This is a genomic window from Actinoplanes sp. NPDC049681, from assembly GCF_044465265.1.
Taxonomy (GTDB): Bacteria; Actinomycetota; Actinomycetes; order Mycobacteriales; family Micromonosporaceae; genus Actinoplanes.
Genome location: NZ_JBITLP010000012.1, coordinates 21892 through 45059 on the forward strand (window position 1 = coordinate 21892; position 23168 = coordinate 45059).

At 66.1% G+C, this 23168-nt stretch carries 14 protein-coding genes and 1 pseudogene; 6 read left to right on the plus strand and 9 right to left on the minus strand.

The annotated features are described in order from the left end of the window. The first annotated feature begins 54 nt into the window (after positions 1 to 54). The 4 genes from ACIBO8_RS35735 to ACIBO8_RS35750 are packed head-to-tail and all read left to right on the plus strand — an operon-like array spanning position 55 to position 12732. Positions 55 to 5925 carry a LamG-like jellyroll fold domain-containing protein gene (locus ACIBO8_RS35735; protein ID WP_396119948.1) on the plus strand — a complete coding sequence of 1957 codons (5871 nt, stop codon included), beginning with the start codon at positions 55 to 57 and terminating at the stop codon, positions 5923 to 5925. Beyond that, entirely contained in the window at positions 5922 to 7148 is a 1227-nt protein-coding gene (gene efeB / locus ACIBO8_RS35740; RefSeq protein WP_396119949.1) for an iron uptake transporter deferrochelatase/peroxidase subunit, read from the plus strand. The genes ACIBO8_RS35735 and efeB overlap by 4 nt, the downstream gene beginning before the upstream one ends. Before the next feature lie 47 nt (positions 7149 to 7195). Continuing rightward, a complete protein-coding gene (locus tag ACIBO8_RS35745; protein WP_396119951.1) occupies positions 7196 to 12301 on the plus strand; it encodes an RHS repeat-associated core domain-containing protein in 5106 nt (1701 codons plus the stop codon). Further along, positions 12298 to 12732, plus strand: a complete 435-nt coding sequence (locus ACIBO8_RS35750; protein ID WP_396119952.1) for a hypothetical protein — start codon at positions 12298 to 12300, stop codon at positions 12730 to 12732. Before ACIBO8_RS35745 ends, ACIBO8_RS35750 begins: the two co-directional genes overlap by 4 nt. A gap of 292 nt (positions 12733 to 13024) precedes the next feature. Here ACIBO8_RS35750 and ACIBO8_RS35755 read toward each other — a convergent pair whose 3' ends face one another. The 4 genes from ACIBO8_RS35755 to ACIBO8_RS35770 form a co-directional block, all read right to left on the minus strand. Beyond that, positions 13025 to 13225, minus strand: a complete 201-nt coding sequence (locus tag ACIBO8_RS35755; RefSeq protein WP_396119953.1) for a DUF397 domain-containing protein — start codon at positions 13223 to 13225, stop codon at positions 13025 to 13027. Next, positions 13216 to 13647: a DUF5753 domain-containing protein gene (locus ACIBO8_RS35760; protein WP_396120046.1), complete on the minus strand. Its 432-nt coding sequence runs from the start codon at positions 13645 to 13647 to the stop codon at positions 13216 to 13218. Before ACIBO8_RS35760 ends, ACIBO8_RS35755 begins: the two co-directional genes overlap by 10 nt. Next, positions 13629 to 14015, minus strand: coding sequence for a multiprotein-bridging factor 1 family protein (locus tag ACIBO8_RS35765; RefSeq protein WP_396119954.1), 387 nt, complete (start codon positions 14013 to 14015; stop codon positions 13629 to 13631). Before ACIBO8_RS35765 ends, ACIBO8_RS35760 begins: the two co-directional genes overlap by 19 nt. 853 nt (positions 14016 to 14868) lie before the next feature. Next, the gene (locus tag ACIBO8_RS35770; RefSeq protein ID WP_396119955.1) at positions 14869 to 15372 is read right to left on the minus strand and encodes a PH domain-containing protein; all 504 of its coding nucleotides are present in this window, start codon (positions 15370 to 15372) and stop codon (positions 14869 to 14871) included. Positions 15373 to 15541: 169 nt separating this feature from the next. Here ACIBO8_RS35770 and ACIBO8_RS35775 point away from each other — a divergent pair, with 169 nt between their 5' ends. Together ACIBO8_RS35775 and ACIBO8_RS35780 are read left to right on the plus strand one after the other, a co-directional pair. Further along, positions 15542 to 16588, plus strand: a complete 1047-nt coding sequence (locus ACIBO8_RS35775) for a hypothetical protein (protein WP_396119956.1) — start codon at positions 15542 to 15544, stop codon at positions 16586 to 16588. 5 nt (positions 16589 to 16593) lie between these two features. Beyond that, positions 16594 to 16893: a hypothetical protein gene (locus tag ACIBO8_RS35780; RefSeq protein ID WP_396119957.1), complete on the plus strand. Its 300-nt coding sequence runs from the start codon at positions 16594 to 16596 to the stop codon at positions 16891 to 16893. Positions 16894 to 16987: 94 nt separating this feature from the next. On the opposite strand, the pseudogene ACIBO8_RS35785 reads toward ACIBO8_RS35780, so the two are convergent. The 5 genes and pseudogenes from ACIBO8_RS35785 to ACIBO8_RS35805 form a co-directional block, all read right to left on the minus strand. Further along, positions 16988 to 17191 (minus strand): annotated as a pseudogene (locus ACIBO8_RS35785) (Scr1 family TA system antitoxin-like transcriptional regulator); the annotation flags it as partial. Positions 17192 to 17366: 175 nt separating this feature from the next. Continuing rightward, positions 17367 to 18524, minus strand: coding sequence for an acyltransferase family protein (locus tag ACIBO8_RS35790; RefSeq protein WP_396119958.1), 1158 nt, complete (start codon positions 18522 to 18524; stop codon positions 17367 to 17369). A 571-nt stretch (positions 18525 to 19095) separates the two neighbouring features. Next, on the minus strand, positions 19096 to 20364 hold the full coding sequence (gene wzy / locus ACIBO8_RS35795; protein ID WP_396119959.1) for an O-antigen polysaccharide polymerase Wzy: 1269 nt from the start codon (positions 20362 to 20364) through the stop codon (positions 19096 to 19098). 170 nt (positions 20365 to 20534) lie between these two features. Beyond that, positions 20535 to 21524, minus strand: a complete 990-nt coding sequence (locus tag ACIBO8_RS35800) for a glycosyltransferase family 4 protein (RefSeq protein WP_396119960.1) — start codon at positions 21522 to 21524, stop codon at positions 20535 to 20537. A 311-nt stretch (positions 21525 to 21835) separates the two neighbouring features. After that, on the minus strand, positions 21836 to 23167 hold the full coding sequence (locus ACIBO8_RS35805; RefSeq protein WP_396119962.1) for a lipopolysaccharide biosynthesis protein: 1332 nt from the start codon (positions 23165 to 23167) through the stop codon (positions 21836 to 21838). Between the last annotated feature and the right edge of the window lies 1 nt (position 23168).

A 23168-nucleotide genomic window follows, 5' to 3' on the forward strand; every position in this document is an offset into this window, starting at 1 on the left:
ATGTGGAACAGCCGTAGGCGCGCGTGCGCCGTTCTGCTGGCGGTGGCATGTGTCGTGGCGACCTCGCCGGCGACCGCGTTCGCCGAGCGCAGGCCGGATCCCGAGCCTGCACCGACCGCTGCCACATCGGCACCGGCCCCCAAACCGACCGCGAAGGCACCGAAGTCCAAGAAGGCCCACGCCGCCAAGAAGGCAGCGTCCGCCAAGAAGGCGCATGTCGCCAAGAAGCACAAGGCGCCGACTGCCCGGATGATCGCAGCGTGCGACACCATCGGAGCTCCGACCAATGTCACGGTTACCGCCGGGCCGAACTCGGCGACGGCGACCTGGCAGGCACCCAGCTTGGGCACCCCGACCTCCTACATCGTCAGCGCCGTCAGCGGCAGCCGGCAAGCCGGGGCCAAGGCTGTGCCTGCCTCCGTGCTGACCGCGACGCTGACCGGGCTCACCGCCACCGCCCACACCGTCACCGTGACGGCCGTCGCGGATTGCGGCGCCGGCCCTGGTGCTTCGGGAGCGCCCGTCACACCGACGGGTTCGGGCACCCCATACGCCGCGACCGTCCTCACGGATGCACCGGTCGCCTACTACCGGCTCGGCGAGGCGTCCTACAGCGGTTCCGCGCCCACTCTGGGAGCGGATTCGTCCGGCAACGGAAACCCGCTGAGCTACGGCTATGCCGCGACGGTCGGCGCTGCCGGTGCGCTGGTCGGGGACAGCGACACGGCTGTGAACCTCAACGGCGGCTGCTGCGCCGGAACCGCCCGGTCAGATGTGCCGCAGTACGGCAGCGACCGGACGGTGGAAGCGTGGGTGAAGCCGAACGACGGCTACCTGCGGTGGGTCACCGGGTGGGGTGACTACAACACCAACGGCGGTTTCCAGCTCGGCCTGGAGAACGGCAACGTCGTGGTGGGCACGACCAGCGCCGAGTATCGCTTCCCCCTGCCGGCGACCATCGTCGGCGGAGGCTGGCACCAGATCGCCGCCACCTACTCGGGCGGCACGTTGATCGGTTACCTCGACGGCGTAGCGCTGGGCACGAGGACGCTGGACGATCCCCTCGACACGGCCACGGACACCGTTCTGTACGTCGGCGCCGGACATGACGGCTACACCCCGTTCTACGGCGGCCTGGACGAGGTGTCGATCTACGGCACGGCGTTGACCTCCACCCGGATCAGCGCCCACTTCGCCGCCAGCGGTCACAGCCGGCCGACCGCCGCAAAGGTCGTGAACGCCCAGACCGGCGAGGACAACGAGCTGATCGTGTCGTGGGGCGCCGCGACGGCGACCGGCGGCCCGGTCAACCGCTATGTCGTCACCGCTCTCGTGGGCGGTGTAGCGCGCAACTCCATGGTGGTCGCCGGAACCAAGACGGCAGCCCGCATGACGGGTCTCGGCGGTGGCACCGGCTACACGTTCCGCGTCGTGCCCGGGAACGAGTACGGGGACGGCCCGGCGGCCACCAGCACGACCGCGGTGGCGCCCACCGGCCCGGCCACCACGTATGCGACCAGCGTCATCGCGGACAACCCGTCGGCGTACTACCGGCTCGGTGAGCCGGCCGGCAACGTCGTGGGCGGAGACTCGTCCGGGCGAGGAAAGCTGCTGACCTACCGTGCCGCGTCCGGGAGCTTCTCCAAGGTCGGGGCGGTGCTCGGTGACGCCGACAAGGCCGTACAGCTCAACGGGTCCTGCTGTTTCGGCACCGCCAGGCCCCTGCTGCCGGTCAACAACGCCAGTCGCACGATCGAGGCTTGGATCAAGCCGGCCGACCCGTACAAGCGATTCTTCGCCGGCTACGGGGCCAGTGATGACGGTGCGGCCTTCGACGTCGGAGCCGACAGCGACACGATCTACGTGCGCACCTACAACGACGACGTGTCCATGCCGGTGCCCACGTCGCTGACCGACGGCGCCTGGCACCACGTCGTGGTCGCGCACTCAGCCACCACGGTGACGTTCTACATCGACGGCCTCAGCCTCGGCTCCAGGACGTTGCGGAGCGCACCCAACACAGCCCAGGACACGACCTTCTACGTGGGCTCCGCGCACGACGGCGACTCGCCGTACTACGGGGGCCTGGACGAGGTCGCCGTCTACCCGGCCTGGCTCGTTCCCGCACGCGTCACGGCGCACTTCGCGGCGAGCGGGCATGCACGGCCGGCTGCGGTCACCGCGCTCACCGCCACGCCCGACGTCAACCAGGTCAACGTCTCGTGGAGCGCGGTGGCGCCCGCCGACGGGATCACGTCGTTCCTCGTGACGGCGATGAGCGGCGGCGTCGCCCGCAACTCGGTCATGGTTCCGGGCACTGTGTCCACGGCCGTACTCACCGGCTTGGCCGGCGGGACGGCGTACTCCGTGCGTGTCATTCCGTCCAACCGCTATGGCGACGGTCCAGCGGCCACATCCCCTGCGGTCACGCCTACCGGCGCCGCAACGACGTACGCGTCTTCCGTTCTTGCGGCCGCCCCGTCGGTCTACTACCGGCTGGGTGAGCAGGCGGGCCTCAACACAGCGGCGAACTCGTCCGGTGACGGGAAGCTGTTGACCATCCGTTCGACCAGTCAGACGTGGCGCGTGGCCGGCGCGCTGCGCGGCGACGCCGACACCGCGGTGACGACCGACGGCGGATGCTGCGTCGGTTCCAGCATGGCGGCCATGCCGCGCTTCGACGCGAGCCGGTCCATCCAGGCATGGGTACGGCCGAACGACGGATACACGCGCTGGTTCGCCGGCTACGGCGTCTCGGGTGACGCGACCGCCTTCTCGGTGGGTCTGCGCGACTCCACAGTGCTTGTGCACAACGGCAACACGGAATTGGCGATCCCCACCCCGCGCCCGCTGACCGACGGGGTGTGGCACCAGGTCACCGTCACGTACGCCGCGAAGCTCGTCACCGTTTACCTGGACGGGCTGAGCGTGGGAACTAAGCAGTTCCCCGACATCCTCAACACCAAGACGACCGGAGGTCCGCTGTACGTCGGCGCCGGGCACAGCGGGAACAACCCGTTCTACGGCGGCCTCGACGAGGTGGCCGTCTACCCGACGGTGCTGACAGCGGCTCAGATCGCGGCCCAATTCCAGGCGAGCGGTCACTCCCGCCCCGCAGCGGTGACCGGTGTGGCCGTCACGTCGCGCGCCAACGCCCTGAGCGTTTCGTGGAGCGCGCCAGCTGCACCGGACGGTGTCACGGCGTACCGGGTGACCGCACTCAAGGGCGGGGTCGCGGCCAACGCCATCATGGTGCCGGGGACCGCGACGTCGGCCGCCCTGACGGGCCTGGCGGGTGGAACGGCCTACACGGTGCGGGTCGTCGGTATCAATGCGTACGGCGAAGGCCCCGCGGCCGACAGCACCACTCCGGTCACGCCGACCGGCAGCGGTACGACTTACGCCACCGCAGTGCTGGCCGACGCACCGATCGCCTACTACCGCCTCGGCGAGGCAGCGGGGGTGGGCAGCGGCGCCGACTCCGCCAAGGGCAACACACTGACCTACGGCAGCGGCACCCGTGGTGTTGCCGGTGCGGTCGCCGGGGATGCCGACACCGCCGCTCAGGGGGATGGCGGCTGCTGCATCGGCTTCTCTCAGACGGTCGCGCCGCGCAACAACAGCTCTCGGACGGTCGAGGCGTGGGTCAAGCCCACCGACGGTTACCTGCGGTGGATCGCCGGCTGGGGACGTAGCGGCGTTGACGAGGCCTTCAACGTGGGGCTCGGCGACTCAAGAATCGTCGTCAGCGCGTACGCGGACGACTTGACGTTCCCGATCGGGCGGTCGCTGGTCGACGGTGCCTGGCATCACGTGGCGGTCGTCGCGGGCGCCACCGTGGCCACTGTCTACATCGATGGGGTGAGTCTGGGCACCCGCACCTTCGCCGGCGAGCTGGCGACCGTGACCAGCGGTGGCCTGCGCATCGGCGCCGCCCACGACGGCAGCACTCCCTTCTACGGAGGCCTCGACGAGGTAGCTGTCTACCCGCTGGGACTCAGCGCGACCCAGATCTCGGCGCACTTCGCGGCAGGCGGGCACAGCCGTCCCGGCGCTCCCACCGCGGTCGCCGCGGTGAGCCAGGCCAACGCGCTCAGCGTGTCCTGGAACGCGGCAAGCGGACCAGACGGCGTCTCTTACTACCTGCTCACCGCGTATGCGGGCGGCCTGCCGAAGAACTCTGTCGCTGTCCGAGGCGACGCGACGACGGGCACGCTGACCGGTCTTGCGGGTGGTACCGCGTACACCGTGCAGGTTCTGCCGGTCAACGCCTACGGCAGGGGAACAGCGGCGACGTCCGCCGCCGCCACTCCGACCGGCGCGGCGAGCACCTACGCAACGACTGTTCTCGCGGATGCGCCTAGCGCCTATTACCGCCTTGGTGAGGCAGCCGGGCTGACCACGGGCGCCGACTCGGCTCCCGCGGGTGCGCCGCTCACCTACGGAGGATCCGCCACCCTCGGCCTGCCCGGCGCAGTCGTCGGGGACACTGACGGTGCGGTGAACAACAACTCCGGCTGCTGCCCCGGAACCGCTCGCAACGGCTCCCTGCCGTCATACAACTCCGCCCGTACCGTCGAAGGTTGGGTCAAGCCGGCGGACGGCTACCTGCGCTGGATGGCCGGATGGGGGACCAGCCGCACCGACCGGGCCTTCAACATCGGCCTGGACAGCACCCGCGTCCTGGTCAGCGGCTACGCCGACGACGTCTCGGTGCCGCTCACCCGGCCCCTGACCGATGGCGAATGGCACCACCTGGCGGTCACCTACAACGGTGCCACCGCAGCGGTGTACGTCGACGGGCTGCTGCTCGGCACGCGTACCTTCGCCCAGAAGCTGAACACCGTCGTGCCCGTCGGTGAGGGCCTGAGAGTGGGAGCTGCGCACGACGGCAGCAGCCCGTTCTACGGCGATCTCGACGAGGTGGCGGTCTTCCCGGTGGCGCTCAGTGCAACCCAGGTCGCGGCGCACTTCGCGGCGTCGGGGCACGCGCGGCCCAAGGCGGTCACCGCGTTGACGGCCTCGGCTCAGCCGAACGCGGCACGGGTGTCGTGGACGGCTCCGTCGTCGGCGCCGGACTACTACGTGGTGACCGCGCTGAAGGCAGGAGTTGCGCGGAACTCGGTCGTGGTGGCCGGGAACGTCACGACAGCGCTGGTCACCGGGCTGCCCGGTGGTGTCGCCCACACGATCCGGGTGACGGGAGTCAACGCTTACGGCGACGGGCCGGCGGTGACGTCCTCGACGGTCACGCCGACCGGAGCAGCCACCACGTATGCCAGCACGGTGCTCGCCGATGCGCCGGCCGCGTATTACCGGTTGGGCGAGGCGACGGGCTTGAAGTACGGCGCCGACTCCGCCGGTGGGCCACTGGTGACCTACGGCTCTGCCGGGACGCTCGGTGGCAGCGGTGCGGTCCCCGCTGACCCGGACCTTGCCGTGACGGTCAACGGCAGCTGCTGTCTGGGGAACGTGCGTGCCAAGCTGCCGGTCAACAATGCGGCGCGGTCCGTGGAGGCGTGGGTCAAGCCCTCCGACACCTGGCAGCGGTGGCTGGCCGGGTGGGGTACCAGCGCCGTCGACCGGTCGTTCAACGTCGGTGTGCAGGGCGACGGAATTCTGGTCAGCGCGTACGGCGACGACCTGTCGTTCACCGCGCCGAGCAGCATCGCCGACGGTCTGTGGCACCACGTGGTGGTCACCTACAGCGCCGGTGCGGCGACCGCGTACCTGGACGGCGTCAAGGTCGGCACGCAGTCGTTCAGTCACTCGCTGAACACGGGCAGCGCCACCACGGGCCTGCGGCTCGGATCCACCCACGATGGCGGCGGGGCCTACTACGGCGCGCTCGATGAGGTCGCTGTCTACCCGACGGCGCTCACGGCTGCCCAGGTCTCGGCGCACTACCAGGCGGGCATCCTGTGACCGCCCGTTCCCCGAGCCTTTCCCGACGCCGGATGATGGCCGGATCCGTTCTGGTGGCCGGGTCGGCTGCGGCGGCGCTCACGATCGATGCCCGCGACCCGGTGGCCGCCGCCGGGGCAGCCGGGGATGCCGTCGAGTTCCACGGACCGCACCAGGCCGGGATCGTGACGCCGGCGCAGGACCGGCTGCACTTCGCGGCTTTCGACGTGGTCACGAAGGACCGGGCGCGTCTCGCCGCCCTGCTCGAGGCGTGGACCGTCGCGGCGGATCGGATGACCCGAGGGCAGGACGCCGGGCCGGTCGGTGCGGTCGGCGGGCCACCCGGTGCGGTGGCGGACGACTCGGGAGAAGCTCTGGGCCTGCCGCCGGCCGGGCTGACCGTGACGTTCGGAATCGGGCCGGGGCTGTTCGACCGGTTCCGGTTTCCCGGGCGTAGGCCGGCCGCGCTGACCGACCTGCCGGCATTTCCCGGGGACAGGCTCGACGCCGCTCGATCCGGTGGGGACCTGTGCCTCCAGGTCTGTGCCAACGACCCGCTCGTCGCAGGGCACGCGGTCCGGAATCTGGCCAGGATCGGCAGCGGCGTCGTGCGGGCGAGATGGTCTCAGGTCGGCTTCGGGCGTACCTCCGCCATCGGCCCCTCGCAGGCGACGCCGCGGAATCTGTTCGGTTTCAAGGACGGCACCCGGAACCTGGACGTGGCGGACGCCGCCATGCTGCGGAAGCACCTGTGGGTTCAGCCGGGTGACGGGCCGAGCTGGATGGAGGGCGGCACCTACCTCGTCGTCCGCAAGATCCGCATGGTGCTCGAGGCGTGGGACCGTGAGTCGCTCGGTGAGCAGGAAGCGGTCGTCGGCCGTGCCAAGGGCACCGGCGCCCCGATCGGGCGTACCGGCGAATTCGACGCTTTCGACGTCGCCGACCCCCGCATGCCGCGTAACGCGCACGCCCGGCTGGCGCACCCCGACATGAACCGCGGCGCTCGGATGCTGCGGCGCGGATACACCTACCTCGACGGCACGGACAGGTCCGGGCGGATGGACGCCGGCTTGTTCTTCCTTGCCTACCAACGCGACCCGCGCACCGGCTTCATTCCGGTGCAGACCCGCCTGTCCCGGCACGACGCGATGAACGAGTACGTCCGGCCGGTGGCCGGCGCGCTCTTCGCACTCCCGCCCGGCACATCCGCGGGCGGCTCGTGGGCTGCGGAGCTTTTCCAGTGAGACGTCTCGTGATGACCCCCGCCCGTATCGACCGGAGGAACGCCGCCATGTCCAGGCGCCTCGCCCGTACCGCCGCCGCCACCGTCGCCTTGCTGCTTGCCGGCCTGCTGACCGTGGCCGATTCGCCCCCCGGCGCGGCCGCCGCCCCGAAGGTGGCTTACACCTACGACAAGGCCGGGCGGCTGACCTCGGTCACCGACGCCACGGGTGCGTCCGCGACTTACCAGTACGACCCGGTCGGCAACCTCACCGCCATCACCCGGAGCGCCCCGCCCGCCGCGACGGCCACGGCGGTAGCGCCCGCGCCCAAAATCAGCGCCGTCCGGTGGAGCGCCGAGAGCGTACGGATCGACGGCCGGAACTTCAGCAACGACAAGCGGCTCAACACCGTGCGCCTGGACGGCCGCTACGCCAAGATCACCACAGCCGGTACCCGAAAGCTCGTAGTCGTCCGGCCGAAGGGAACCCACACCAACGGCGCGATCACCGTCTCCACCCCGTCAGGTGTCGCTCGCAAGGGCACCCAGCCGATTGCGGCCCCGCGCCGTCCGCGCCCGTTGTCCGCCGGCGTCCCCACCGCGGACGGACGTGCCGCCCTCGCGGGACGTATCCAGGACACCGCCGGCAAGCCTCTGGCCGGCGTACGGGTCAGCATCGACGACACTGCCACCACCAGCGCCGCTGACGGAACCTTCCTGCTCACCGGGCTACCCGGCGGCCACCACGAGATGGTCATCGACGCCCGCGGCATCGCGGCCGGCGACCACGGCAACTTCGAACAGGGTGTGGACCTGAAGGCCGGACGTCGGCTGACCCTGCCCTGGACCACCTACCTGCCGGCGATCGACAACGCGCACGCGACCGCCATTCCGGCCCTGGTGACCCGGAAGACCGAGGTCACCACCCCGGCCATCCCCGGCCTGAAGGTCATCATCCCGGCCGGCACTCGCATCGTCGACGAGGACGGCCAGCCCGTGCGCCGGCTGTCCATCACCCGGATGCCGCTCGACCGCCAGCCGTTCCCGGGCGCGCCCGGCATGCCCCTGGCGTGGACCGTGCAGCCCGGCGGCGCCGTGGTGAAGGGAGCCGGCCTGCAGGTCGTCTACCCCAACATCACCAACCAGCCGGCCGGTACCCGCATCGACTACGTCGACAACGACGCCGACCGTCCCGGCCAGGGATGGGCCGTCTACGGCCACGGCCGGGTCACCCGCGACGGTGCCTCGATCACCCCGGACAAGAAGACCCGGCTCCACGAGACGTACCTGCTCGGCGTCACCTACGACCCGCCGTGCACCAGCGCCGACGACTGCCCGGCGCCCGGCGAAGACTCCGGCGACGGCGACCCGGTGAACCTGTCCACGGGCCTGTTCACCATGGACCACACCGACCTGGCCATGCCGGATGTCGCGCCGATCGCGCTCACCCGCTCGTACCGTCAGAACGACCGGGTCATTCGCAGCTTCGGTGTCGGGCAGAGCGACGCGTTCAACCTGTTCATGGCCCCGGACAGCGCCGGCAACTACCTGCTCGGCCTGCCCGACGGGAGCAGCATCCGCTTCGTGCCCGGAACCGACGGGGTCTACCGGGCCGCCGCCACGCCCACCGGCTACACCGGCGCCTACCTCAGCGGGGACAACCACACGGACTTCGCGGTCACCCTGCGCTCCGGCACTGTGCTGACCTTCGGATCGCACAACGCCAAGCTGATCGCCATCACGGACCGCTTCGGCAACACGACCACGCTGGACCGCGACTGGGGAAGCGGCCGGCTGCAGCAGGTCACTTCGCCCAACGGGCGGTGGCTCTCCTTCACCTACGGCGCCTGTGGTCCGGCTACCTGCATCACCCAGGTGTCCGACAACATCGGCCGCTCGGTGCGCTACACCTACGACGCCTCGGGCCGGCTGACCACCGCCGTCAACCCGGCCGGCGGCGCCACGACGTACACCTGGGCGCCCTGCTCCGACGACACGACCTGCACCGAGATGACCGCGGTCACCGACCCGGCCGGCATCCAGTACCTGCGCAACACCTACGACGCGAACGGACGTGTCGCCAGCCAGACCCAGGCTGACGGCGGCATCTACCGCTTCGCCTACACGCTGTCCGCGACTGGGCAGATCACCACGACCACCGTCACCGACCCGCTCGGAGTGGTCCGCCGGACCACCTTCAACGCTGCCGGCTACGCAGTCACCGACACGGCGGCCGTTGGTACATCGCTTCAGCAGACCACCACGCTTACCCGTGACGCCACCAGCAACCTGGTCACCGCGGTGGTTGACCCGGCTGGGCGGCGCAGCACCTACACGTACGACGCCGACGGCAACGTGCTGACCTCCACCCGGCTGGCCGGGACCGCCGACGCGGTCACGGTCACCAACCGGTACGAGCCGGTCTACGGCCGGATCGCCGCCTCCACCAACGGGCTCGGCAAGACGAGCACCTTCACGTACGCCGACGACGCCACCAGCAGCACCGTCACCGAGACCGACCCTCTAGGGCGACGTTCCACCACCGTCCTGCTCGCCGGCCAGCCGGTGATCATCACCAATGCGCTCGGCAAGACGACCCACCTGAGCTATCTCGACGGCGCACCCGTGGCCGTCGCGGACCCGCTCGGCCGCGTCTTCAACACCTACTTCGACGGTGCCGGCCGGCCGATCCGCAACACCGACGCGCTGCGCAACGTCTCCACCACCACGTACGACGTGCTCAACCAGGCCATCAGCGCGACGGACCCGCTCGGCAACACCACGTCCGCGACCTACGACGCGAACGGCAACCGGCTGAGCGTGACCGACGCCAACGGGCACACCACCCGCTGGACCTACGACCGCATGGGTCAGGTCGTCACTCGTACCGACGCGCTCGGTCGCACCAGCAATGCCACCTACGACCTCGCCGGCCGGTTGATCTCGAATACGGACCAGAAGGGCTCGGTCACCAAGGTCACCTACGACGCACTGGACCGGGTCGTCACCGTCGGCTACGGCGCCACCGTCAGCAGTGGAGTCACCAGCTACCGCAGCACCGTCACCACGACCTACAACGCCGCCAATCTGCCCGCCTCCATCGCCGACAGCGCCAGCGGCACCATCGCCCACACCTACGACACCGCCGACCGGCTCACCCGGCAGACGGGTCCCCAGGGAACCGTCAACTACACCTGGGACAAGGCCGACCGGCGCACCTCGATGACCGTCGCCGGGCAGACTGCGATCAGCTACGCGTACGACGACGCCAACCAGCTCACCAGCGTCACCCAAGGCACCGCCGTCACGCGCCTCGGCTACGACGCGGCCGGCCGGCGCAGCACCCTGACCCTGCCCAACGCCACCGCCACCGCTTACGGCTACGACGACGCGGGGCAGCTCACCTCGTTGCGTTACACCAACGGCACCACCACCATCGGCGATCTCAGCTACGCGTACGACGCTGATGGCCGCCGTATCAGCATGGACGGCACCCTGGCGAGCACCACGTTGCCGGACGCCGTGACGACGGCCACGTACGACGCGGCCAACCAGCTCACCAAGCTCGGCACGACGACCTTCACCTACGACGCCAACGGACAGCTCACCGGCGACGGTGCCAGCACATACACCTGGAACGACCGCGGCCAGCTCGCCGCGATCTCCGGCAGTACCACCGCCTCGTTCACCTACGACGCGTTCGGCCGCCGCACCAAACGTACGGTCGGAGCGGCGAGCACCGGCTTCCTCTACGACGGCGCCGACGCTGTGCAGGAGCTCAACGGCACCACGCCGACGGCGAACATCGTGACCGGCGTGGGCGTCGATGAGACGTACCAGCGCACCGATGCGGCCGGCGTGCACTACCCGATCGCCGACGCGCTCGGCTCCCAGCTGGCCCAGACCGGCACCGGCGGCGCGGTGCAAACTTCCTACACGTACGGGCCGTTCGGGCAGACCACGGCGACCGGCGCGGCGAGCAGTAACAGCAGCCAGTTCACCGGTCGGGAGAACGACGGTACGGGTCTCTACTACTACCGTGCCCGCTACTACAGCCCGAAGGCGCAACGGTTCATCTCCGCCGACCCGGCCGGCGAGGCCGCATCCGGCACCAACCTGTACGCCTACACCGCCAACAGCCCCACCAACTTCACCGACCCGTCCGGCATGATCCTCCCGCTGCTGGCCGCTCTGGCCGGTGAATGTGCCATCGGCGCAGTGACGGGTGTCGCCGTCGGCTGGGCGGAAGGCGCTCTGAACGGGCGCAAGTACTCCTGGGGGCAGGGCTTCGCCGACGCCGGTCTGGGCTGTCTCGGCGGTATGGCCGGCTTCGGCCTCATGAAGGGCGCCAGCAAGCTTCCCGGCCTGCTCAAGGGAGTCGGCAAGTTCTTCAGCAAGTGCCACAGCTTCCGTGGCGACACCAAGGTCGAGATGGGCGACGGTAGTCGTCGACGCATCGCCGACGTCCGCGCCGGCCAGCGCGTCCGTGCCACCGACCCGAAGACGGGCCGCACCATCGCAGGGCACGTCTCCAAGGTCCACCGTCACCTTGATACCGCACTCACGGACGTCACCGTCCGGGACTCGGCCGGCCGCAAGAGCGTGATCCACACGACCACCGCGCATCGGTTCTGGAACGCCGGCCACCGGAAGTGGACTGCGGCCGGCAGCCTGGCCGCCGGAGACCGGCTCCAGACATCGGACTCCAGCCAGGCGACTGTGGTCGCGGTGTATTCGTTCGCAGGCGCGAAGGCGATGTACGACCTCACCGTCGACGGTCTGCACACCTACTATGTCGCCGCTGGCAGCGCGCCAGTCCTCGTCCACAACTGCAACATCGGCGCTCGTGCCGCTGAACTGCAGGAGGCGCTTCCGGCCGCATCACGGGGCAGGGTGACGATGGGTGTCGGCGAAGGCGTGGACGCGAGTGGCACTACGCGTACGGTCATCGGAACGAGCGAGCCCAACGGTTACCTGAGGCCCGGCGTCCGTGACATGGTTCGCCCCGGCGAAGAGGTCGCAACTGGTACCGGTCACGCGGAGGCCAATATCCTCGACTACATGAAGGCGAACGGAATCACTCCCGGCCAAGTCGGCGCCGGTAGGCCAATCTGTCCCGCATGCGCTTCTGCCATCGAAAATGCGGGTGCGCGACCAGGGAGTCCGCTCAAGTGATGACCCAACCTGGATTGATCCAGATCTCGCCCGAGCTGGTGGACATGCTCAGGCAGAGCGACGACGACACGCGGCATCAGATCGTCGAACGGGCCTGCCTGCTGGCACTCCAACGTGCGGACGTGGCCGACCCGAAGCTCACCGAGGCGCTCAACGCGATCGGCCGAAGGAGCTTCGGCAACCCGGATCTCCGTAATCAGGTAGACGCACTGACACAGCAATTGGATGAGATCGCCTGGGATACTCAGGACCGGGTCGAAGCCGGCGATGCGGTCGGCGATGAATATCGTCGGGCGTTCATGAAAGCGCGAGCGGCGGCGGCGATCGGATTCGCATTGGACGGCTCGTTGGCCGCATCGTTCGATTCGCTGTACGAGGCATACCACGCGATCGATAGCCGGGATGACTTCCTGCGCGCTGTCGCGGCCTAACTCTCGGCCTGTCCGGCAAGGACTCGACGTGCTGATGGCCATGCTCTCCAGCGTGGCCACCAGCACGTCGGACCGGCTGGTGTCACTGACTCCGGGCCGTCGATCAAGCTAAGCCCTGACGGCGGCCTGTTGTTTCGTGAGCCGGCGATCAGGCACCCTGCCTCGTCGGACGCTGGTCGCGACGGAGGCGGCCCCAGCCCCGCTTACCCGTCAACTGAGACTGAGCGTCAGTTCCGGATAGTTCCGTTCATGGCACTCGCATCCGCGCGCTCCGCCGAGCCGACCAACCGAATCAGATGTCGAACTCGCCGGCCTTCACCCCGGCCACAAAGGCCCGCCACTCGTTCGGCGTGAAGAGCAGAGCCGGGTCATCCGGCGCCTTGGAGTCTCGCACCGCCACGAGGTTCGGCAGGTTGTGGGCAACCTCGACACAGTCGCCACCGTTGCCGCTGCTGCGCGAGCTCTTGTGCCACTCGGCGTTTGTCAGGTCCATTGTTTTGCCGCCTCCGAGATCATCGCGAGAGTCTGCTGCTGCGGCAGGGCCTCGGAACGCACAGCCTCCCACGCCTCATTCAGCAACCCTACTTCCGTAACTTGATCGACCACCGTGCCCTTGATCTGGTTGTCCAGGTATGCGACGTCCTTACCCTCGAACGGCGAGGCGATGACGAACGGGCCGCTCAGGCCGGTGTAACCCCCCACCGTCTTCGGCACAACGTGGATATGGATGTTCGGTCGCTCGGTCAGCTCGATCAAGCGCAGCAACTGTGCTTGCATCGTCTTCGGGCCGCCGATCGGCCGCTCGAGGACGGTGTAGTCGATGACCGCCACGAGCAACGGCGGTGGGGTCCGCTCCAGGACCTCCTGGCGTTCGATTCGGCTCGCGACGATCTCTTCTACCTGGTCTGCCGGCAGCGGACTACCGGTCGCGCAAAGTGCGTGGGCGTAGGCCGGAGTCGGAAAAGCCCTGGTAGAACCAGCGGCTGAAAGGAGCGCAGGGCGCGGGCCTCGCGTTCAATCGCCGCCCACTCGCGGAACCAGGGAACCAGAGTCTCCCGCACGGTCGCTTCACGGATGCGAAGCAGCAGCCCTCCGGTGCTCAGGACTTCGTCACACTTCTCGGCGAAGTCCTGCCGGGGTGCTCGGCGGCACTGCTCGATCGCCGCCACCAGCGACGCCGAGTATCTGATCTTCTCGGCGAGGGCGTCCTGGGACAGACCCGCTCCCGAGCGGAGTCGACGAAGCTCGCCTGCGAACAGTTCCAAGACCTGGAGATGCGCCACCTACACACTCCTGTACTCACCGTCTCAGGAAGTCTTACAAGCTCTGCGTGTCGGTCCTAAGCCTTACGAACCTATCGAGCCGCGCACAAGACTGTCACCAGACGGCCGGCTGGAACGGGTGGCAGATCGAAGCCAAGGACAGGTCGCGTCGTGCGGGCCGTCCCGACGAACCTCGGGGCGGCTCGCTGATCGCGATGAGGAACAGCCGTATGCACAGTGCCGTCGCCATTTCCAGAGCGACACGGAGGATAGCTGTGAAAGGCCGGCACACGATGCACCGACCACGCGGACGGCGCTGGATCTGGTTGCGAAGACGATGCACTTGCGGCTTGCCGTGGCCATGCGTTGTCGCACGCCTTCAAAGCGTGCAGCGGCGGTACGCGGTGGCCTCCTCATACAGCACCGACTGGAGAGGACTGCCTACCGCCGTCTATCCCCAAACGCAGGTCGGTCGCGTAGGCAACCTCACGCCGGCCCAGCGATTTCGGAGCGGTTGACCGGACCGTTGTTTGAATGTTCTGGCCCCGTTCGGTAACGAGTTCGCCGACTCTTTATCCTCGCACGTACACAACCGTCCGATCATGACGGTGGCCGTGGAAGTCGGTGCCGAGTCTGGAACGGGTTACGACGTCCAGCATGGCCCACGCGGCCGAATACAGCCCCCATCGATGGCCGGCACCGACCCTCCGGCGGTGCGGGAACCGTCCAACCTCAGCCACCGCTTGCAGCGAGCAATCCGCCGCGGCCTGACTCGGGCCGCCTTGAACCCGAAGCGGGAAGCATGGTGGTAACTCGGCGACACCGACGCGGGTCTGCTGGCCACCGTGGAGACCCGCGGCCCGGGGCCTTTCGGCTATTCGCCGTGAGTGATCCGGTCGCGTCCCCGCTTCCAAGCGGTCCGCATCTGGCGGTAGCCGTCGTACACCCGCCGGGGTGCGTACTTGGCCGGATCGTCGTGGACGCTGGAGAACGGCACCGCCCCGAACTGGCCTATCTGTGATGCTCCCCATGCCCAGCGCGGTACTCCTCCGGCCCACACCCGCACTACCCAGCCGGCGCTGGAGATGATGTCGATGTCTTCGACGTCGCTCCAGTAGAACCGGAAGGTACGCAACGGGTTGACCAGCTCAACATGGTCGTCGTGAAGAACGACTCGTACCAGGGCGAGCCGCAGCGCGAAGGCTCCGGCCAGGACCAACGCGGCAAGACCGACAATAAGCCCCACGGGTGGCGGCCCCGGGTTACCGCCGGCATAGACCGCCAATACGACTATTAGCGGCAGACCGATCAGAAGGCCGCCGACAATCGAGTAGAAGACTCGACCCAGGGACGAGCGCAGTACGCGGGAGCGACTCACGCGCTGCATTATGCGGGGTAGCCGCTAGGGGCACCACCGTGCCATCCTCGATGATCATGACTGGACGCACGGCATCGGGGGCAACGGCCAGGTGACGTTTCGAGTAGACCCGCAGGCGCTGGACCAAGCGGCCGCGCTCCTTGAGCGCAATCGCGGGGTCGTACCGGACATGCAGTCCTACATCAGTACCTATCTGACCAAGGACGCTTGGAACCAGGTCGGCGGCCAGGGCCTTCTGCTGTGGTTCAGCTACGACCACGACAAGCAGATAGAGCGTGCCGACCACCGCCTGCAGTGGGTCAACGGCGTCTGGCAGAGCGGCGCTGTGAATATCGGCGTGTCGGCGGCGCAGTACCGCAGCATCGACGCCGCGACCGCCGCACACCTGGACGCGCAGCTGCACCGCCTCGGCCCAGCGCCGCACACCGATTCCGACCCCTCGCACTGGGACTACAGCAGCAGACCGGCCGCCGACTTCAACGACATCGCCGATCCGCATCGCGCGATCTCGACGCCGCCCAATGACTCCATAGACAGCCTGGAACCGCAGGCTGCCGAGGTCGCTCAGTGGGTGGGGCAGATCAACGACCTGGTCAGTATGAACGCCTGGGCGCGCTTCGCGATCAAAGAGATCTTCGGCCGAGATCCGATCAAGGAAGCCCTCGATTTGCTCGCCGGCGACTGGACCGTTTTCGCCCACTACGCCGTGGCGTGGAAGCATGTGGGCTATTCCGTCGGGGCGATGACAGACAACGTCGAGCACACCGGCGACGCCCTTGGCGCGCACTGGAACGGCAACGCGGCCGACGCTGCGTTGACGTGGCTGCAGAAGATGCACGGGGCGATGACCACCGAGTTCGGCTTCTACGACACCTACCTCTTCGGGGTGTGTAAGGCCTATATCGAGGTCGCCTACTACGCCTACGAGAATCTCAACTACCTCGTCGGTGAATTGCTTGACCTCGTCCTCGAGGCGGCCACCGCGCTGATGGGCTTCGTGACCGACGGCTTGAGCACCATCGCCGCAGCCGTCATCGCGCTGTGCGACGCCATCATGTTCATCGTCGACTTCTGCCGCCAGCTTTACTACGCGGGCAAGGGCATTGCCGCGATCGCCGGCATGCCCGAGGAGCCCCCTCTGGAGATCGCCGACCTGCTCCTGCCTGACCCTGACCCGGCCGGCCGCAACTGCATCTCCGTCCCGGCTACGAAGTGAGCGACATGAACAACGACCGCTTCCCGCGGCCACCCATCGATCGCGAATACATCGCACGGGTGCGCGAGCGTCTGCGCCAGCAGATGCGGGACGCCCCACCCGCTACCGATCCACTCACCCGCGAACTGCAGGAGAACGTCGCCAACGGCGTCCGCGGCCGCGACCTGTTGAGGATCGACACCTATCGCGAACACTTCGCTGCCCACGCCGAGGAACTGACGGAACGCCTCCGCCGTGCTCGCGAAGATCTCGACGAGCAGGCCCGACACTCATCCGAGCCCGGCCCCCAGCAGGGCAAGCCATGAACACAGCCTTCATCCTCCCTTCCGGCGGGGGCAACCGTCGGTGCGGCCGAGCGGTGGTCGGACCGGTACAAAAGGGCACGATCTGGCCGGTACAGCCGCCGACGTTCTTCGGTACGGCGTGGATTGCATGTTCGGACCGCTCGCCCTGCTCGACTAAGCGCAGCAACTGAGTCTGCATGGTTTCCGTCCGCCGATCGGCGCTCGAAGCGGTGTAGTCGATGACCGCTGCGAGCAATGGTGGTGGTCGCTCGAGGTCCTCTTGACGCCCGAATCTACTTGCAACGATCCGCTCAACCTGGTCGGTCGGTAGCGACTACCCGTCGCTACAGAGGCTGGCCGCTTCGCGCTGGCGGGTCCTCTAGCACGCTCACGGAAGTAGGTCCCGTCGCGCTTCTTATGGCGCAGGTGTACCCCTGGACGGGCCCGTAAAGCGGGCCCACGGTCACGACCAATTCGCGCCCGCTGTCCAACGCCTACTTGGCTGCACTGTGTGGGTGGTCCTCTTCGGTGGCCCTTCCCTCAGCCGAGCCGCCACGGGCGAATTCCGCCAGCGATCTGGTTGACCAGCGCTTTATGAGCGGAGCCATCGGGCGCTCAACGAACCGATGCACCAACCAAGCGACCCCAAGCATTGCCAGAACGAGGCCCACAGTCAGTGGCCACCGCGGGATCACCCCATGCAGTCGCGCAATAAACGCATAGCCAATCTCCTGGTGGAGGAGATACAGGGGATATGTCAAAGCTCCCGCTACGGTGAGCCAACCTCCTCGCACCCATGAGAGCAGTCGCATGGCGACCATCGCCATGACAGCGAAGATGGCCGTCACCACCGTGACTACCCAGGACCAGGACAAAGGGTGGGACCCCAACGTTCCCACGTACTCTACTGTGGGAGCCACTCGCCACAGTCCGAGGGCCCAAGAAGCGACGACCATAGTAACCAGCAAAATGGTTGGTCGGAACTGATATATAAGAAATAGTGAAACGCCGGCCACGAAAAAGCACGACGAATCCGCACCGACCAATGCGATAACTGCTGAGTTCGACGTTAGCGCGGCAGCGACCGAGGCAAGCGTCCATGCAAGGCAGAAGGTCACGACCCGGCGGTAGCTCAATCCTCGCCAGACGACCAGAGAGAATAGCGCGTAGAACTGGACTTCGACCCACAGTGTCCAGTAAACACCGTCGATGTTCGCGATCCCTAGTGGAGTCTGTAGCAGTGTTAGGTTAACCAGTACGCGACTGATCGGGGGGACTGGGTGGCCTACATCAACTAGGGCAACGACCGTGGCGGTCGTTAGCACCGCGAACCAATAGGCAGGAAGCAGTCGTGCAGCTCGCGAGGCTACAAACGGCCGCAAGCCCCGTCCCCACGCGCTCATGCAAATAACGAATCCACTTATCACGAAGAAGAGGTGTACGCCGAGCCAGCCATACGCAGTGATCGACGTTGTGTCTGAGAACACATCTGCGGTCCGCTGGTCCCACGGTCCCGGAGCTCGATAAGTGTAGTGATATGCCACTACCATTAGCGCTGCGAGGAGTCGTAACCCGTCAAGCGCTGCGAGCCTGGGGGCGGAATGCGTTTTGGCCGTCGCGGCGCGCTCGCGTCTATGCGCGAAGGTTGTCATGACGTGTACAACAGGCTGTGGGTTCCGGTTGTCACGCGGCTGCCCGTCCGGGCGACCCGGAACGAGACACCGAAGCAACTCGACCGCCCCAAGACGAAGGTTCGTTGAACCGTGCCGATGCTGGTGAACCTGGAACCAGTGCCGCAACGTGGGTCAGATCGGTGCCATGGCTCTCGACCTCACGGGCCGCCGAGCGAAATGCACACGCGGACCCAGCGGACGTACCGAGATCACGGAGCAGCTAGCCAGCCACCCTCACCGCGGTGCGTTCGAACGTCGAGATCGCGCCAAATATGCGGGCCCTCCCGCCAGCCCTCGAGGCCGGAGCGCAGCCGATGTAGTCTACTAAATACGATGAGCAGCGGGCATGGCTAAAATTGCTTAGTTCACCGCATGAACGGGCCGTGGATCGTCGAGAATGGGGCGCGGTGGAACCGGAGGCGCCGCCACGGCGAGCGACCCAAAGGCCACGTGCTCAACAATCCTACGCGCGCCACGGGGAGCGACAGCTGAGCTCGAAGGAAGGCGAAGGGTAGCAGGTATGCACGCCGGGATCCTTAACCGAAGTACATCAAGCGGTGTTGTCCGCAAGGCTGACCTTTGTGTCCTGCACCGCTCCGCGAGTCGCCTTAAAACGATTGGATCTGGTTGTCCTTGCCCGACGCCACGAGGTGATGCTGACAATGCCGTATAGAAGCGCACCGTCCAGCAAAGCCTTCAGGAGTTGAAAACTCTCACCCCGCATTGCGTACATCCACACTACAGTAAATACGACGCTGCAGTAGATCGAGAACAAGGAACGGTCACATCGATTTACCAGCTTCTGCTGGCAAGTCGCTAGTAGCAAAAACACCACCAAGATACCGATAAATCCGAAGTTCATGTATGCCTCTGCGGTCAGCGAGAAGCCGTACCCACTATGCGATCCGGGAGCATAGCTCTGTACTAGCTGATCTGCCAGGGTGGGACTCGGAGCCACCAGCCAACTAGGTGCGAGGCTTGCAAGAGCGTCTACGTATGTCCCTCCCCAGCGATAAGGAAGGAAGGTGGGATAACGCTCAGTAATAAAGCCGTCAACGAAGAGAAGGGAGCCTTGGTTCAAGGCCTGAGCTGTATCAGCCTCTTCTCCGGAGCGGGCGGCGAACAGGTAGGTAGCTAGAGCGAAGAGTGCCGAGCCGATGAGCAAGGGAGGCCAGACGGTGACCTTCTTGCGGAAAAGCCGGGCGTGTAGGAACAGGCTAACGAAGACGAAGATGAAATCTCGTTCATCCAGGATTAGGCAGTAGGTCGTGTATGTCGCTACGTGCAGCCAGAAGCAGCAGCGTCCGAACCTGTCGCGTTCGGAGGTAAAGAAGAAGGCTGAGGCGAGCATCGCCAGCAGCAGATAGTCATAATGGTATGGTCCCGCTGCAAGCACCTTCTTGATCTTATCAAGCTCCGCAATGCTTCCGCCCAGCTTTACGATCGTGAAGATCGCGTACCCGCTCATGGCGATGTGGAGAACTGCTACGCTTGGGTAGGTGCGGTCGTCGGCGGCGAGACCTAGCCGATCGAACTGTTGGCGTTGGGGGAACAGGAAGATACCAGCGCACATTCCTATGATGGCCACGCACATCCCCGTAGCAGCAGCAGGAATCCACGAGGGTTCAATCCCGAAGTAGATCTCGTTTCCTAGCAGATAGTTGACTACGGGACCGAAGGCGAATAGCAAAAAATATCCTGCGATGAAGGTCGTGATGCTCTTGCTGCCTGAGCGTAGAGCCATCAACGCGACGAGCGCGAGGCTTACCAGGACGACGAGAAGAATGCCGGCTGCGCTAAGGCCGTTGGACGCCGTCATGGCGGCACCTCCCTTCAGCCGTACCATGCATTATGATCATTGGCGTTGGCATGGCGGGTCCAGTCGCGCAACAGAATGTGCTGACTTCCGGCGGTCGGCGGGATCCGAAGACGGATCGGAGAGGGGCAGGGTGGACTTGTTTGCAGGGCTGTTGCAGGAGCCGAGTCGAATCAACTTGAGTCAGCCTCTCCATTCGCCGCGTCATGGGATAACGCCGGACGACATTGATCCGGTCCGCTGGGTGATTGTGAAGGCGTTGGAGGATACGGTTTGTCCGGCGCGGAACAGGACCGGCCGAACGCTTCGCATAGGGCCTCATAGAAAGCATTGCGACGGGGTGTTAGCACGGAATCGCTGAAGTCTTGCGCGCGTGCCAAATTCTTTTGCCCGGCGGTACACAGGCGGTCTTCATCGCCGATTAGCCATTCGATCGAGTTTGCCAGTGCCAGTTCGTCGCCAGGCGGAACCGTGTACATGGCATCCAGCAGTTCAGGAACGCCGCCCACGTTGGAGGCGACCGCCGGAAGGCCGAGGGCCATGGCCTCGATTAATGCGCGAGGTAGACCCTCCGTTCGTGAGGGCAAAACGAAGAGGTCGGCATTGCGCAGACGGTTCTGAATTTCCCTGCCAGGGGCTAGGCGTCCCGCGAAGTTGATTCTGTCGGCGATGCCCAGATCTCTGGCCAACGCCTGCAACTGCGATCGGTAGGCTCCATCGCCGATGTGGACGAGGGATGTCTCGATTCCGCGTCGACTCAGCGTAGCGATTGAGCGAATCAGAACATCGATCCCCTTGTATGGCTGTTGAAGAGAGCCAACCGAGATCAACCGTCCCAAACCACTAAACGAACCTATAGCCCGGGCCTTCGGTAGGAACGCGCTGTCCGGGAGCTCGATGCTCGAGTAATGCGTCGAGAGTGCCTGGGGTCCAGGCGGGTATCGCTCCTGAAGCGTCCGCTCGGTGACGTACGCGACGCCCAGCGCACGGCGTGCCTGGTCGCGCAGTGAGGACGTGAACCAGGTGCGGAGGAGGGGTCGCAACGGTGTCTTGGTGGAGTCGCTGGAGAAGACGTCGTACGGATCGCCAACTACCTCGAGAGCGAACGGCAGTCTGCGGCGGGTGCGCGCAGAGGCCAGGATCGTGCCCAGTTGAGATGGCACCCGCAGTAGAACGCCGTCCTCGGAGCCGGCCGAGCCTCTGACCCGACGCCTCACCGACAATGAGTTCTGTAGATATCCTAGCGGGCCTGAGTAGAAGGGAAGGGCCCACACGCTGACGTTTGGACCGTCGACCCGGCGGGCGCGAGACGGCGGTGTGGGACACTCCTGCACCCGCGCTACTACACGCACATGGTCAAATGCCACTAGATATCTCGTCCAGAACTCATTCCCCATGCCCTCGTCTACCCAATAGGAGCCGTCGGCTGCGCGCAGCAGCCTCTGTTCTGTCACGATGACAAGCTTCATCGTTATCAACCTGACCTAGACGACTCGGACTCTAATGGCTGCCGCGCGCTGATAATGAACAAGGCAAGTTTGATGGTAAGGAGTGCAAATGTCATTCCTGCCACCGCGATACCGGCGCCTACGATGCCGGCTCTCGGTATCAAGGAGAATGAAAATGCCGAGCACACCAAGCATGCAAAGGCGTTCGCCGCGAGCTGGCCACGGAAGCGTCTTTGGGCGGACAGGGCCGCGTCGAGAACGAAACCCGCTGCCCCTGCCGTGGTCGTGGCCATGAGTAAAGTCAGAAGTCCAGCATGCTGTGCGTACTCATGGCCGTAAACCGCGTTCAGCAGCGTTGCAGCGAAGATATAGGATAGCAGCGATAGAACCAGTGACATCGCGGCGGCGAGAACCAGTATTCTCGTCACGAGCTGCCGGGCTCGCTTGCCTTCTCCTGCATTCCGCATGTTCGTCAATTTGGGAAGCAGGTTCTGGGCGAGTGCCGCCGCGGCGATGTTTATTACGGTAGGAATGTAGCTGATTGCACTGAAAATGCCCAATGTTGTGATGCTGGTTTCGGCGCCCAGCACGTATCGCGGAACGTTCCAAGTCGCCGAGCTTATACTTGCCGCAAGCCCTAGTGGAAGCGCTGTCAGCACAAGCGCCCGTGAACGGACGAGTCGAGATCGTGGGTCGACTGGAATCGGAAATTCCCTGATGTCTGCCGCCTCACTGCGAGAGGCGGTTCTGCGCAGAGCAACCGAGCAATAGACGATGGAGCTGAGGGTCGACGCCAGTACCGAACCCCAGCAAGCGATCGTGATGCTGGAGGTGGTCAACAGGCTCACCGCGACAAGCCCCGTCGTCAGAGTGCCGTTCAAAATTGAAGACATAGCAATTCGGCGCATGTCATTCATCTTTTGGAAAACGCCGACCAGCATGTCGCCGATGCCGTCGATGGTCTTCGCGATGCCTACAACTAGAATCACATCGCGTGTTTGGTGATCGAAATGTAGGCTAACTGCCGCGATGGCAATGAACGCTAGTAACATGGAAGTCAGTCGTACGCGGAGGTAGTCGCCGAAGGAGCACTGACGACTTGGATCCGTCACGAACACGGTCCTCAGCGACATTGCAGCGAGTAACGTTATTGGTGCGGTAACCGCGAGCGCCAGAGAGAATCGCCCGACCATTTCAGTGTTACCGGTGCGCGCAATCACAACGACAGTCGCCCATTGCATCCCGGCATACGTTGCATTCCCTGCGAGGCTCCAGGCTAGGTTCTTCCTCAAACCGCTGGACCTCGCGACCCGGCGTGGCGGATTTCTTTGCCACCGCGTGGCTGGCGCAGAAACCACT

What these genes read in the sequence shown, in the direction of transcription:
- wzy (WP_396119959.1), bottom strand. Translation starts at nt 20,364, where the DNA reads ATGACGGCGTCCAACGGCCTTAGCGCAGCCGGCATTCTTCTCGTCGTC.
- ACIBO8_RS35775 (WP_396119956.1), top strand. Translation starts at nt 15,542, where the DNA reads ATGCAGTCCTACATCAGTACCTATCTGACCAAGGACGCTTGGAACCAG.
- ACIBO8_RS35755 (WP_396119953.1), bottom strand. Translation starts at nt 13,225, where the DNA reads ATGGACCTGACAAACGCCGAGTGGCACAAGAGCTCGCGCAGCAGCGGC.
- ACIBO8_RS35745 (WP_396119951.1), top strand. Translation starts at nt 7,196, where the DNA reads ATGTCCAGGCGCCTCGCCCGTACCGCCGCCGCCACCGTCGCCTTGCTG.
- ACIBO8_RS35790 (WP_396119958.1), bottom strand. Translation starts at nt 18,524, where the DNA reads ATGACAACCTTCGCGCATAGACGCGAGCGCGCCGCGACGGCCAAAACG.
- ACIBO8_RS35780 (WP_396119957.1), top strand. Translation starts at nt 16,594, where the DNA reads ATGAACAACGACCGCTTCCCGCGGCCACCCATCGATCGCGAATACATC.